Source organism: Phormidesmis sp. 146-20 (genome assembly GCF_052939475.1).
In genome coordinates this window covers 15,331-28,181 of sequence record NZ_JBJPHT010000003.1, presented here as the reverse complement: position 1 = coordinate 28,181, position 12,851 = coordinate 15,331, and the positions used below count along the sequence as shown (strand labels likewise).

Below are 12,851 nucleotides of genomic sequence, written 5' to 3'. Positions count from 1 at the left end.
ATTCACAACGAAGCGAAAAAGTTGTATCGGATTGCCGCCGCAAAAATCTTACTCCGGAAGCGCTTGCCAGATTTCATGTGCGAGGGACTTTGAACTGAAAGTCTGGACTGAAAGACCCCCAGAATTAGCGGCTTGGAGGGCAAAAGTTCAGAACATCTTCAGAACACCGAGGCGAAAAACCGTTGTCGAACTGACCACATTAATGCAAACTTAGCCACCAACACCAAAAAGCGCCCCTTTTGGGAACGCTTCGGCAAGTGAGACTTTGACAAAGGTTAAGGCAACTGAGCAGCCGTGTCAGGCACAGGTTCTTCTAAAACCACAACTCGCTGATTGGGGTCAGCCCGGTTGGTTTCTTCCTGCATGATGCTCTTAGCCTGACGGGGATCAAAATAGCGATTAAATTCTGACTTGAGGCGACCAACCCGCGCCTGGGTCGTTTTGACCTCTGCTCTCACTTCTTGAAGTTTGGATTGTTGAGCAATGCTGTAGGGCAATAGCTGTGTTAACGCTGCGATCGCTGCTCCCGAAATCACTAGATTTACCGTCAGCTTGATCGAAGTTTCTACGGCGATCGCGCGATGATGGTGGCGCTGTATGGGACGAGGATTGGATCGGGGCGACCCCTTATGGGTATATCGAGGAGATCGAGTCGAACGGACAGGAGGGGGCGTTTGGAGTGCGTTCATCAGTTCATACGGTGCGAGAACAAAGGCAGAATTTAAGGCACTAAAAGCCATGCCTGAAGAGTAACTGCCAGAAGCAATTTTGAATTTCGGAGTTTGAATTTTAGACTAAATCTCTCGCCCCTAAGAGGCAAAACCACAAATCTAGAAGCTTTTCTAATGAAGGGATAAAATTTGAGAAGTCAAACTTCTAGCAAAACCGCGCCCCAAATTAGTTATCTGAATCAGTCGATCGAGCTAACCTAAAATCGCAAATCTAACCGTCAAAATCAAGAAGTATGTTTGAACTAAGCAGCTTTCCAGCTTCCCTGTCTAAGAAGTTATTTTTCATCAGACAGGCGAGAAATCTGTCCTGTTAGTTTAACTCGCTTGCTCAAAAACGATCATCCAAATTTTGGGGATCGCTCGATCGCTTGCCAGCAGCCAACTGCTCACATTTCTCGCCAAGTCACCAGAACCTACTTATACAACTCTGTCGCTAACCGAAACGCCAACACTCCAGGAATGAGGGCAACGACTAGCGCAACCAGAATTTGAGTATCCGATAAAGGCATTGTTTGAAAACTCCTTATCTCAGCGTTTATAGTTTCCCAATGTGAACGAAAACGCGCCACTGCGGAAGACTTTGTAACAAGATGCAACAGAGCAGCAGCATTGATTTTTGAGTTAAAGAAGATTTTTGAGTTAAAGAAGATTTTGATTTGAAGAATCAAGGCTCTAATTTTTTCTAAGCTGCGAATTAATCTGGCTCGTCCAGAATCACCTTGATGAGGGTAGGCTGATAGGTAGGTACAGTGTCTACCTCGCCTTGAGAAGTAAAATTGTCAAGAGTGGTTTGTCACGCTTAGATTAAAACGATTGATGCTAGACCAGTTTTTGAATTTGCCGAGCGAGTTTAACACTCAAACCCTTTTGCTCCTACCTGTTTTGGTGGCATTAGAAGCTGTGCTGTCGGCGGATAACGCGATCGCACTTGCTGCCCTGACCCAGGGATTAGAAGACCCCGAACTCGAAAAACGCGCACTCAACATTGGGCTGGTGTTTGCCTATGTTCTACGGATGACGCTGATATTGACAGCATCGTGGGTGATGAAGTACTGGCAATTTGAGTTGGCGGGTGCGGCCTATCTGTTGTGGCTTGTATTTCAATACTTCACGTCTCAGCCAGAAGAAGGGTCGGCGCATCATGGGCCGCGATTTGCGTCACTGTGGCAGGCGATCCCCGTGATTGCGGTAACCGACTTAGCGTTTTCGTTAGATAGTGTAACGACGGCGATCGCGGTTTCTCAAGATACCTGGCTGATTCTGGTTGGCGGAACGATTGGGATCGTGGCGTTGCGCTTTATGGCGGGTCTATTCATTCGCTGGTTGACCGAGTATGAGCATTTAGAAGATGCAGGCTATCTCACGGTTGCGTTAGTTGGGGTGCGCTTGCTGCTACGAGTGGTCAATCCTGACTTTGTGCCGCCTGAGTGGGTAATGGTGGCGTTCATCGCAGGGATTTTTGCATGGGGTTTCTCACAGCGTAAGCTTTCTGTAGAAGTGCCTTCTGGTGCAGAGTCTCAGGATATCAAGGAAGCGATCGACCAAAAGATAGTCGATCCTAACGAAGAAAAGATTGAGGTTTGAGCGGCTCAGACCTAAAACGATGCCTTAAAGATTTCTATTTTAGAGTCCCAAAAAGAGTCCCAAAACGTTCAAGATCCCCGATTTCTTCAAGAGGTTGGGGATCTTTGTTTGTGAGGCAAATTGTGAGGCGAATTTTCAACGGCGCTGGAAGCCTAATTTTACGTCAGTTCGATGAACGCTTCGCTTCGCTTTTAGATCCAGGAACGCCCCCTAAATCCCCCACGAGTGAGGGACTTTGAACCAGAATTCCTCTCTGAAAGTCCCCCAAAATTGGGGGGTTGGGGGGCAGAAGCCGTGAACAACGAAGCGAAAAAACTCTCATCGAATTCACGTTAATTTTTCATAATAAATTCAAGAATCTCAGATTCAGGGAACTGACCGTTAAATCGCAGCATATCTGCGTAGGGGCCTTCATGCAGGTGAGCTTTGCCAGAAGAACCAAACAGCCGCAGCTTTTCGACGATGACAGACTGCATGGATTCGATCGTTGCCCCCATCGAGTCCACTAAATCCTTGAGCGATGAAGAACACAATCCCTGTTTGAGCGTTTTCATGTAGGCCGCCCGCACTTCGGTATTGACATTAAATTTGCAAACCCCTAGCTCGATCGAGCGACTAATCATCGACTCTGGCAACCCGGAAGCCCCATGTAGCACCAGCGGCAAGTCTCCTAAAAGATGGCGAATTTTTTCAAGGCGAGCAAAATCGAGCTTTGGTTCACTGCGATATTCTCCGTGGACATTGCCGATCGTCACCGCGAGCGCATCTACTTTTGTCGCTTTGACAAACTCGACTGCTTGGGTCGGATCGGTCATTTTGGCTTCTTTTTCGGCCACCGTTAAACCATCTTCAGTGCCGCTGATTCTGCCGATTTCTGCTTCGACGACGGCTCCTTTTCGATGCGCCAATTGCGTTATTTCTCGCGTAAATTCTAAGTTTTGCTGGTAGGGCAAGTGAGAGCCATCTGCCATAATCGAAGCCATCCCAAACGTCAGTGCTGTGCGAATATCGTCAGCAGACGTGCTGTGATCTAGATGAACGGAGATGGGGACAGTAGACGATCGGGCCGCCTCCAAACAGAGCGCCACCAAGGGAAATCCGCCATAGCTCAAGGCGCTGGGATGAAGTTGTAGCATCGCGGGACTGTTTTCTGCCTCGGCTGCCATGACCACAGCCTTTACGCCTTCTAAGTTGTAGATATTGAAAGCGCCGATCGCATAAACGTTTCGTCGGGCCGTCTCTAGCAGTTCTCTTGTAGAAGTCAGCATAGGTAGGGAGTAGGGGAGTGAGTCGATAAAAATTGGAAAAACTTGGTAAAGTGTTGGTCTAGACTTGAGCCGTCACAGAGTAGGTAGTGAAATTATCTCTATCTTTGCAGACGGACGTAACGCTTTCTAACTGCTTTCTAATTGATTGCCTTATGGCTGAACTTCCTACCACGCTAGATGACGCGATCGCTCAGGCTCAAACTGCAATTCAGGCGGCGATCGCTGCGGGCTATACACGCCTTCAGGTCGAGATTTTGTTTCCCGAACTCAAACCTCTACCGATCGCAGGAACGTTTCTCACAGCCTTTACAGAGTGGGGAAGCGGGCTAAAAGTTTTCTTTACAGATGCGGGCATGGCGGCTCTGGCAAAACGGGATTGGGGAGAAGTTCCCTTTCAGATTCGCAGTTTAGATGTCGCAGGCGCACGACAAACCACATCGGCTGAGGAGCAGGTTGATCCTGAAGATCAGCTTTATATCTTTGTGGCTCCCAGTGCTGTCGAGGTTGCCCCAGTTGAGCAGATTTGCAGTGTGGCGGGCGATCGTCCAATTGTGTTGTTCAATGCCCGACTAGAAGACGTGTCTACGATCGGCATCGGCTATGCAGGTCGTCAGCTTCGACAGCGTTTTTTGGATACGATCGAACCCTGCTATCACTTGCGCCCTTTGGATGACCACTCGGCGATTTTGCGCTGCTACCCTGACCCCTGGCAAGTCTGGCTCGAAACGGATGGCGTTTATCAAGCGATCGCCGAAGTTGCCGAAAAGCCTGATTCTGAAAAGCTAGATGAGCTATTTGCGTCGGTGACTGGAAGCCAACAATCAAGACAGGGGCTACTTTCAGGCTTGCAGCAGTTTTTGAGAGCTTTAGGAAGATAAAGTTTTTGAAGAGATCCTGTGATGATTAATACCTGTCTCGTGAGATCCGGAAAGCGAAGGGGCATAATTGCAGTTAGTAAGCAGGTCGATTATTCACGACTTTTCCACCTTGGACACTTCTTGCAGAGACTCTGGATGCAATGGGTAGAAAATTAATTTCTTACTTCCCAGAAATTAGTCCAGACAAGGGGTATCTGCATAAAGTTCGCGTTTTCATATTTCCTCCAAACTTGTGTTTAGACTTTTCGAGAAAGGCGATCGCATGACCTCAAACTCCCCCCGTCGAATTATCATTGGTGATGTGCATGGTCACTACGCTGGGCTAATGACGCTTTTAGACGCGCTAGCTCCTGGCACAGAGGATCAAGTTTACTTTTTGGGGGATTTGATCGATCGCGGCCCGCAGAGTGCTCAGGTGGTCGAATTTGTCAAAAGTAGCCCTTATCAATCGCTGCTAGGCAACCATGAACAGCTTCTGCTCGAATCGTTTCCCAACGGGCAAGTGTTTGCGCCTGCGCTCCAAGCTTGGTTACAAAGTGGCGGACGGGCGACGGTAGCTAGCTATGGCGATTCTGGAATCTTGCTCGAACACGTTGACTGGATACGAACATTGCCAACGCATCTAGATCTGGGTGATTTGTGGTTGGTTCATGCAGGGGTGCATCCTGACTTGCCGATCGAGCATCAGACTTCTCAAGAATTTTGCTGGATTCGTGAAGAGTTTCACGGCTGTCCGCGCCCTTATTTTGCCAACAAGACGATTATTACTGGACACACGATCACCTTTACGTTTCCGGGCGTGACCCCAGGGGCGATCGCTCAAGGACAAGGCTGGCTCGACATTGATACGGGCGCTTATCATCCTAAGAGCGGTTGGCTGACGGCGCTAGATGTTGATCACGGTAAGGTTGTCCAGGTAAATGTTTACAATCAGACGGTGCGGACGTTGATGCTCGAAGAAGCCACCACCAGAGTTGAACTGGGTCGAGTCTCACGCAAACAGGCCTTGCATCGGTAGGGAGCGATCGTTCTTCTAAAGGTCGCGCGAATTCGATGAAGTTTTTTTGCTGCGTTGTTCAGCGCTTCTGCCCCCCAACTCCCAATTTTGGGGGACTTTCAGACAAGATTTTGGGTTCAAAGTCCCTCACTCGTGGGGGATTTAGGGGGCTGCCTGGATTAACAACCACAGCGAAAGATTTCATCGAATTCACGTTAAAGGTCAGGTTCAATTAGTTGTCTCTCTACTCAAAAAGCCAGGACTCAGGAACCATTCCCGAATTCTGGCTTTTTAGTGGGTGAACGATGAACAACTGTTTGAGTCATTCACCATTCTAGAAGCAGGTCTATGAGTTAGCGGTTTCCATTCTGTTGTTGCTGCTGCAAGAATTGGCGAACATCGGCTCCAGGCGTGTAGCCATACCCATAAGCAGAACGATCAGAATCATCAATGATCTGGGGAGTCAATAGTACAATTACCTCCCGCCGTTGGCTCGTCCGCTGAGTGCTGCGGAATAGAGCACCCAACAGAGGAATGTCTCCTAAAATCGGAACCTTAGTGGAATCGACGCGATCCTGTTCCTGAATGATGCCTGAGAGCACGAGCGTTTGACCATCGCGCAGACGGATCTGACCTGACTCCACTTTTCGTTCTGACAAGAGCGTGATTCTGTTGCTGCTGCCCGCAGTCAAAACGATTTCGGCGGTGCCGTCTGGCTGCGAGATAGAAGGAGCAACCGATAGAGAGACATAACCGTTGTCGTCAATGCGATCGATCTTAACGGGCAAAATGAGTCCAGCAGGCTTCTTTTCAACCGTTACTGTAGATTGAGCGCCACTCGTACCAACCGATGTGATCTGCTGGGTGAAGTTGGTAACGACCTCCTGAGTCAGGTTTACCGTCGCTGTTTGACCCTCCTGAACAACCAGCGTTGGGTCGGTTAATATTTTGGCATTGCCGTTCGTTACCGCAGCTTGCAACTGAGCAAAGAAAGCACGGGCGAAATTAACAGCGGTGCCAGTTCCAGGAACACTGGTTACAAGACCAGGTTGTCCTGTCAATCCGGTTGAGCCGGGAGTTCTGGTGCCAAAGTTGAGCAGGGCGACCCCGTTTGAGTTAACAAACTGTGAATTGCCGACCCCAAAGGAGAAACTCACACCTGCTCGGTTGAGGGCAAGCAGATTGATATCCACTACTTTGACATTGACAGCCACCAACCGCCGTCTCGAATCAAGCTGCACCAACTGACTCGTCGCCAACTCGATTTGTTTGGGACTCCCAATCAGCGTGATCGAGTTGGTTCGCTCATCCCCCGACACCTGCAACCCCCGCAACAGCGGCGTAGAATCTTGGAAATTGGCTCGCTGAACTTCAACTCTAGACTCAGTAGTTGTTTCGGTTTGCGTTTGAGGCTGATTGCCCCCTCCACCTGTCTGGGCACCTTCTAGCTGCGCGGCTGACTGAGCCACCACCGTTCTAACTTGACGTTCGCGAGTGACCGCACTTTCTGCGCCCAAGCCCACCAAAAAATTGACCGCACTGGTCACCGGAATCTGATTGAGCCGCAAACTGCGAGAAGCCAAATTGCGAGCTGCATTGGGCAATCTGGGGCCGACAAAGATCGTCCGTCCGCTCCGGTTAGCATCCAAGCTGCCACATTGAGCGCTCCCACCGCCCTGAGCGCCCCCTGCCGCCGGGACACAAGCAATCCGCAGCACATAGTTAAAGACATCCTGCACCGACTCATTCTCGATATCGAGAGAAATCGTTGGGCCACCAGACGTTCGTCCAGCCGCTCCGGGCGCTCCAGCAGGCGATCCTTCACTGTAAGCCAGGTTCAAATTGGCTGCCCGTGCCAGCAGAGACAACACTTCTCGTACCGGAGCATCTCTCAACACCAACCGGGGAATCCGTTCGGCGGTGCCCAAGTCGATCGACGCAGCACTCGTATCCGTCTGCGAAACCGAAATATCTCCGACAGGCGGCGGGACAGCCCTTCTCTGAAACGGCGGCACCGGAGACGTAGGAACACTCGGCGCACTCGGCGAAATAGCCGGGTTGGGCGCTAGCGGCGCAACAGGAACGGTCGGAGAAGGCGAGGCTGAGGGCGTGGGAGCCGTGGGAGTTGCAGGAGTCGCTTGAGCGATCGGGCCCCCTGTACTGTTGACGCTCAAAATTACCCCTTGAGCATTGCGGCTAGAAACTTGCCCTGTGGGAGTGCCACCCTGACCAACCACGGTCACTTGTACTCCATTCCCCGCGACTGGCGTAACTGCGATCGACGAGATCCCAGGGGCAGGATTGCTCTGCTGAAAAGGAGCGCGGATCTGAGTGTTAAACACGTAGGCTGTCCAAGTGTTGCCTCGATTGACATTAAACACCTGGGGAGGGCGATCGCCCGCTTGAGTTTCGATTACCACATCCACGCCAGCGCGAGTTGGATTGAGCTTGACATTGGTAATCTGAGATGGAGCCGCCACCGCTGGCAAGTTAGCGATCAAAGCGATCGTCGTAGCGGCTATGCCGCTGATTCCATAAAGTTCTTTCACTGAATTCACTCCTCCCTCAACAAAGATAATTAGTTAAAGCGTTCGAGACGTTAGACAAATGGACAACCTCGCAGAATTTGTCCATCTATTTAGGTGAAGCCACCGGGCTGACCACAGGGCTGGGAGCCAATGCTTTTCTATCTGCCGCGCTCAAAGGCAATAGCGCCTCCATTTGAAAGCTTGTCGTTAGCACCGCATCCGGCTGGCAATTCGTCAAAAATCGCACAGATCCCCCCGGCCCGGTTTCATAGAGGACGGTACCCGGCTTATTTCCTGTGCCAGTGCCGACCTGCACACTGAGATTTTTTACCAGAAGCAAGGGTTGAAGTCGCTCGATCGTTCTAAAAATCGACTGCGTTTGGTTAAAGTTGCCCTTAAAGTCAACACTCACACTTTGACGCTTAAGCTTGTTGTTGATGGCTGGCCCTAAAGAACTGTCAGTAATCACTTCGGCTCCCTTGGGATTGGGTTCAAACCGATTTAGCTTGGCTTCGGCAATCAGCGCCCCAGCTTGGTCTTCAAACTTCTGGTAAGTGAGGATGTTGGCATACTGATCTCTCACCCAGGAGGGGCAATTATTCAACTTGCTCTGAGTCGCGACCACTCGCCCAGCATTGTTTTTCTCGATTAACTGGTTGAGATCATATAGCAGGGTATCCAGCGTTTTTTCGTTGGCAAATAGTGCATACACCTGATCGCGTTGCTGATTAACCTGCGTCAGTTTTGTTTTCGCGTCTGCCACCTGTTTTTTAACGGCTGCAATCTGGTTGACCTGCTCGCGCTTGGCTTCTACATCTGCTTTGAGGGTCTGATAACTTTCCCAGGCAGGGCTGACCACATAGGCCCAAAGAGCCGCCGCACCAATTACCCCTGCGGTCGCCAACAAAACCCCACTGACGACGGGCGTGATCGTGACCCCAAAAACCGTGGGGTAGCTTGGGCCCTGATCAAAGTCAGAGTCTTGAGGAATAAAATCTCCACCTGCCGTCATGGTTTAATCACTCCCTTATCTTTGAGCGCATCAATGCGAGTCACCAGTCCAACGGCTCCTTTGCGTTCGAGTTCACGAATTAACTCAGAAGCAGGAACCTCATTCAAAGCAGTCTCAATGGAAAATTCGACTTGGGGCGGCAATTTTGGCGTTTCTCTAGACCCTCCACCTGGAGTTGACCCCGGAAAATTGAGGCTCTGTAGGGTTCCAGGAGTCCCTAGTTTTGCTGCCAAAAGCCGTGTTTTGTCGCTCTGCATAAAGTTAGAGCGCTGTAGAGTCAAGATAAAGTCATTGACATCATTAAAAGAATTGGCAAGCCCTGTGATTTGAATCACGCCTGAAACAGGTGGAGCGGGTTGAGCGCCCCCGGCAGCGGGAGAAGGCGCAGGCTGGGCAGCGGCCCCCGTCGTTGGAGGAGCCACTTGTTTGATGGCGGTGACTTGTACCCCCGGTGGCAAGCGATCGCGAATATCTTGAGCCATCGCTGACCAGGGTTTGATCTGGTTAAACACTGTTGCCAGCGCTTGAGTTTCGTCGGTGGTCTGCTTGATTTGCTCGTTGACGGCGGCGAGTTCTTTCTTCTGCTGTTCCAAGTTGCCAAGCTGACTGTCTAACTCGGCCTGCTCAGTGGTGAGTTTGGAACTTTCTGTCTGAAGAATGCCCCACAGCGCCAGCATCACGACCGGGAAAAACACGCCTGCGGCCAGACCCCAGTAAAGGGGGCGACGATCGCTTGACGCAAACGTAGCCGCTCTAGGACGGGTGCCTCGCCTCGTCCCATCGGGCTTATATTCAGGGCGATCGTTGAGAAAATTGATGTCTAAACTATACATTTCACCATGCCTCCCTCAGTCCTAAGCCCAATACAACGCCCAATCCTGGTCTCGCGGTCAGGGGAATTTCTTGCGGCGTTTCTAGCGAGAGGGCTGCCACCGGATCGACTTGATTGCAGGGCAGACTCAGCCGTTGGGTAAAAAATTCGTCCAGTTGTCCGATCGACGCGCCTGGCCCAGCCAAAAGCAGTTGGGCCACCTCCAGGTTTTCGCCCTGGTTGAGGTAAAAGTCGATCGATCGGCGCAATTCGTCAGCCAGCTCTCCTAAAACTCTCAGCATGGCGGCGGTGCCGGGATTGGTGCCACTGCTCATTCGCGGACTGCCCATTGTATCCATCGGGTTAGAGGGAATGGTCATGCCCTGGAGCAAATCGATGCTGCGAGACGGAGGCAGATTCATCGCGCGAGACAAAGCACTCTGGATCTGAAACGACCCGATCGGCACGGTGCGCGAAAATTGGGGAACGCCATCCACGGTGATCGAGATTTCGGTGCTTTCAAACTCGATATCGACGAGGGCGACCGCTTCTTGAGGGGCAAATTGCCGTAGTTGGTCGCGAATCGTGCGAATCAGCGAAAAGCTGCTAATCTCTAGTACGTCTACTTGCAGGCCCGCCTGGCGAAAGGTGTTGATATAAACGTCGGTAATTTCTTTGCGGGTGGCGACGAGCAAAACCTGGACTTTTTCGATGCCGTCTTCGTCAATAAATAAGCCGAGTTTTTGATAGTCTACGTCGGCTTCTTCGCGTGGGAACGGCAGGTAGAGGCCGGCTTCCTGGTTAAGAACCATTTCTCGCAGCTCGCGATCGTCTAGCTCGGCGGGGACGGGAATGATTCGAGTGACGGTATCGCGCCCTCCCGGAACGGCCGTCGCGGCTTGTTTAACTTTAATTTTGTTATCAGCCAAAGCAGTTTGAATCAGTTCAGACATCGCTGGCGGATCGACAATTTGCCCTTCTTCAAACACCCCGTCAGGCACGGGAACGGTTATGAAGCTGGTCAGTTTAAACCCCTGACCCTGCTTGCGTAACTGGGCAATGTTGATGCGATCGGGGGCTAACTCTATGCCAACCCCTTTCGACTTTCTTGAAAAGAGACCTTTTAGACCGTTCACCACAGATTTGTTAGCCCACTAAGAAATAGTTTAGGAACCCGGTTTACCGACAGAATTCATCACAACACAGTCAGGTGCTAGTGCATAGTACACAATTTAATTCACAATGACTCGTTTGGATACAAACTTGCGAACCCATCAGAATCATGTAAGGAATTTATTGTACATTCACGCAATAAATTTTGATTGACGACTTTAAACTACCCCAAACTGAGCAGTGAACAAACCAGGTCATTCTAAAGGAATCTCAGACCTAAAAGGTTTTGATTTCTCCAGGGTAAAACGCACTGACCTGATAGTTGGCAGACGCTTCGATCGAGAATTTGTTTGCTTAAAATTCACCGATTTTGATAGCGTTGACCACTCTTCAGTGAATAGTACACGCTATTTCAGAAAACAGACGAATAATTCTTTTAAGCTGTGATAAGTGGGGTGGAGGAGTGAGGGGTGAGGAGGGAGGGGTAGGGGTGAGGAGGAAAGAGGGAGAGCAGGATTATACGATCGAGCTTTGAACGATCGCGGGTTCAGGAATCGAGAGCGATCGGTTAAGAACTCAGACAATTCACGATCGCCTAATTGAAATATTGGTAGCTAAAAATCAGAGTATGGAAGGGTAAAGTTTGCTTTGATATCCTCATATATGACAAAAGTCAGGCGTGAAAGAGTTTCTTCTATATAAATACAGATGAACACAGAAAAACCATGTCGCGATCGCAACACGGCCTCTGCAAAAAGATGGGAGAAGTTTGGGTTAGGTTGTTTTGAGTAAAACTCTGAGCAAAACGAACTGTGTTAGCTTCCTGTGCAGCGTTGAGTCCAGTTGGGGATGGCGGTTCCGGCAGCGGCTAAAGACTCCAATCGACCCCGATATTGACGAAGCTGCGATCGATAAAGTCCCTGACTGGCAGGAGCCGCCGCAAGGGCCCGATCCACGATAGCAATGGCTCCTCGCCAGTTTTGGTTGCAGGTCGCCTGGAGCAGTTGAGCATCCAATCCGGGAGTCGAGTTGTTTAGCTGACTGGCGATCGCCGTTCGGATAAAGCCTGTGGTTTGAGGAAGAGGCTGAGATGTGGGAGAAACTGGAGCCGGGGTGGTTGATTGACTGGGCGTTTGGGCTGGAGCCGTTCTGACTCTGGGCTGTCTTGGGGTCTGATTATTGGGAATGATCACGTCATCTCCTTGAATAATCCTCCGCTCGATGACATTGGGCGGGTTTGCGGGGTCATCCGTTGGAGAGCCTGTTGCGGGAGTGGTAGACGGAATCGTTGATGCGGGAGCATTTCCTCCCGAAACGCCAGGATTGGACACAGGCTGATCACCTGTTGGCACTGAGGGAGAACTTGTCGAGGGAATCGTTGATGCGGGAGCATTTCCCCCCGAAACGCCAGGATTGGACACAGGCTGATCACCCGTCGGCACTGAGGGAGAACTCGTCGAGGGAATCGTTGACGCAGGTGTGTTTCCTCCAGAAACACCAGGATTGGACACAGGCTGATCACCCGTCGGCACCGAAGGAGAACTCGTCGAGGGAATCGTTGACGCAGGTGTGTTTCCTCCAGAAATCCCTGGATTGGTCACAGGTTGATCCCTCGAAGACTGTGCGATTAAGAGCGGAAAGCCTGCGGTCGTCGATTGAGTCAACCCAGCAGCGGGAAACAGTGAAGCCAACGCCAGAGACGCAAGGCCGACAGAAGAATGTTTCGCGATCGCGCTCAGTTTTGAAACCCTGATCATGTCGTCTTCTCTCCTTGGAAGTTTGCTGTTTTCAGATTGGATCGAAAACCGAGACCATTACCTCTACCAAAAGAAAGGAGAACGCTAATATCTCAGTTCTGAGTTTTGAACTTTGATAGGTCAGGTTAAACAGTATGAACTTTAAAGAAACCAACTTTTAGATCATTTTGCC

General features: G+C 50.6%; 11 protein-coding genes. 3 read left to right on the top strand and 8 right to left on the bottom strand.

Features of this window, described 5'->3' with window-relative positions:
• Positions 1-275 precede the first annotated feature (275 nt).
• Together ACKFKH_RS03765 and psaM are read right to left on the bottom strand one after the other, a co-directional pair.
• Positions 276-740 (bottom strand): slr1601 family putative cell division protein, encoded by a 465-nt coding sequence (locus ACKFKH_RS03765; protein WP_446856899.1) that lies wholly within the window; start codon positions 738-740, stop codon positions 276-278.
• A 404-nt stretch (positions 741-1,144) separates the two neighbouring features.
• Entirely contained in the window at positions 1,145-1,240 is a 96-nt protein-coding gene (gene psaM, locus ACKFKH_RS03760) for a photosystem I reaction center subunit XII (protein WP_446856898.1), read from the bottom strand.
• Positions 1,241-1,547: 307 nt separating this feature from the next.
• On the opposite strand from psaM, the gene ACKFKH_RS03755 reads away from it, so the two are divergent.
• A complete protein-coding gene (locus ACKFKH_RS03755; protein WP_446856897.1) occupies positions 1,548-2,315 on the top strand; it encodes a TerC family protein in 768 nt (255 codons plus the stop codon).
• 332 nt (positions 2,316-2,647) lie between these two features.
• Here the strand turns inward: ACKFKH_RS03755 and ACKFKH_RS03750 are convergent, their stop codons facing one another.
• Entirely contained in the window at positions 2,648-3,583 is a 936-nt protein-coding gene (locus ACKFKH_RS03750) for a class II fructose-bisphosphate aldolase (RefSeq protein WP_446856896.1), read from the bottom strand.
• A 152-nt stretch (positions 3,584-3,735) separates the two neighbouring features.
• On the opposite strand from ACKFKH_RS03750, the gene ACKFKH_RS03745 reads away from it, so the two are divergent.
• Together ACKFKH_RS03745 and ACKFKH_RS03740 are read left to right on the top strand one after the other, a co-directional pair.
• On the top strand, positions 3,736-4,461 hold the full coding sequence (locus tag ACKFKH_RS03745; RefSeq protein WP_446856895.1) for a DUF1995 family protein: 726 nt from the start codon (positions 3,736-3,738) through the stop codon (positions 4,459-4,461).
• Between the two features lie 232 nt (positions 4,462-4,693).
• The gene (locus tag ACKFKH_RS03740; protein WP_446856894.1) at positions 4,694-5,479 is read left to right on the top strand and encodes a metallophosphoesterase family protein; all 786 of its coding nucleotides are present in this window, start codon (positions 4,694-4,696) and stop codon (positions 5,477-5,479) included.
• Between the two features lie 332 nt (positions 5,480-5,811).
• Here ACKFKH_RS03740 and ACKFKH_RS03735 read toward each other — a convergent pair whose 3' ends face one another.
• The 5 genes from ACKFKH_RS03735 to ACKFKH_RS03715 all read right to left on the bottom strand — a co-directional run bounded on the left by ACKFKH_RS03735 (position 5,812) and on the right by ACKFKH_RS03715 (position 12,679).
• On the bottom strand, positions 5,812-8,007 hold the full coding sequence (locus ACKFKH_RS03735; RefSeq protein ID WP_446856893.1) for a secretin N-terminal domain-containing protein: 2,196 nt from the start codon (positions 8,005-8,007) through the stop codon (positions 5,812-5,814).
• Between the two features lie 85 nt (positions 8,008-8,092).
• A complete protein-coding gene (locus ACKFKH_RS03730) occupies positions 8,093-8,998 on the bottom strand; it encodes a hypothetical protein (RefSeq protein ID WP_446856892.1) in 906 nt (301 codons plus the stop codon).
• Positions 8,995-9,831: a PilN domain-containing protein gene (locus ACKFKH_RS03725; protein WP_446856891.1), complete on the bottom strand. Its 837-nt coding sequence runs from the start codon at positions 9,829-9,831 to the stop codon at positions 8,995-8,997. The genes ACKFKH_RS03730 and ACKFKH_RS03725 overlap by 4 nt, the downstream gene beginning before the upstream one ends.
• Before the next feature lies 1 nt (position 9,832).
• Entirely contained in the window at positions 9,833-10,948 is a 1,116-nt protein-coding gene (gene pilM, locus ACKFKH_RS03720; RefSeq protein ID WP_446856890.1) for a type IV pilus assembly protein PilM, read from the bottom strand.
• A 789-nt stretch (positions 10,949-11,737) separates the two neighbouring features.
• Entirely contained in the window at positions 11,738-12,679 is a 942-nt protein-coding gene (locus tag ACKFKH_RS03715) for a hypothetical protein (RefSeq protein ID WP_446856889.1), read from the bottom strand.
• Positions 12,680-12,851: the final 172 nt, after the last annotated feature.

Excerpts from the sequence above, each read along its gene's own strand:
- ACKFKH_RS03765 (WP_446856899.1), bottom strand. The coding sequence starts at position 740 with ATGGCTTTTAGTGCCTTAAATTCTGCCTTTGTTCTCGCACCGTATGAA.
- psaM (WP_446856898.1), bottom strand. The coding sequence starts at position 1,240 with ATGCCTTTATCGGATACTCAAATTCTGGTTGCGCTAGTCGTTGCCCTC.
- ACKFKH_RS03755 (WP_446856897.1), top strand. The coding sequence starts at position 1,548 with ATGCTAGACCAGTTTTTGAATTTGCCGAGCGAGTTTAACACTCAAACC.
- ACKFKH_RS03750 (WP_446856896.1), bottom strand. The coding sequence starts at position 3,583 with ATGCTGACTTCTACAAGAGAACTGCTAGAGACGGCCCGACGAAACGTT.
- ACKFKH_RS03745 (WP_446856895.1), top strand. The coding sequence starts at position 3,736 with ATGGCTGAACTTCCTACCACGCTAGATGACGCGATCGCTCAGGCTCAA.
- ACKFKH_RS03730 (WP_446856892.1), bottom strand. The coding sequence starts at position 8,998 with ATGACGGCAGGTGGAGATTTTATTCCTCAAGACTCTGACTTTGATCAG.
- ACKFKH_RS03725 (WP_446856891.1), bottom strand. The coding sequence starts at position 9,831 with ATGTATAGTTTAGACATCAATTTTCTCAACGATCGCCCTGAATATAAG.
- ACKFKH_RS03715 (WP_446856889.1), bottom strand. The coding sequence starts at position 12,679 with ATGATCAGGGTTTCAAAACTGAGCGCGATCGCGAAACATTCTTCTGTC.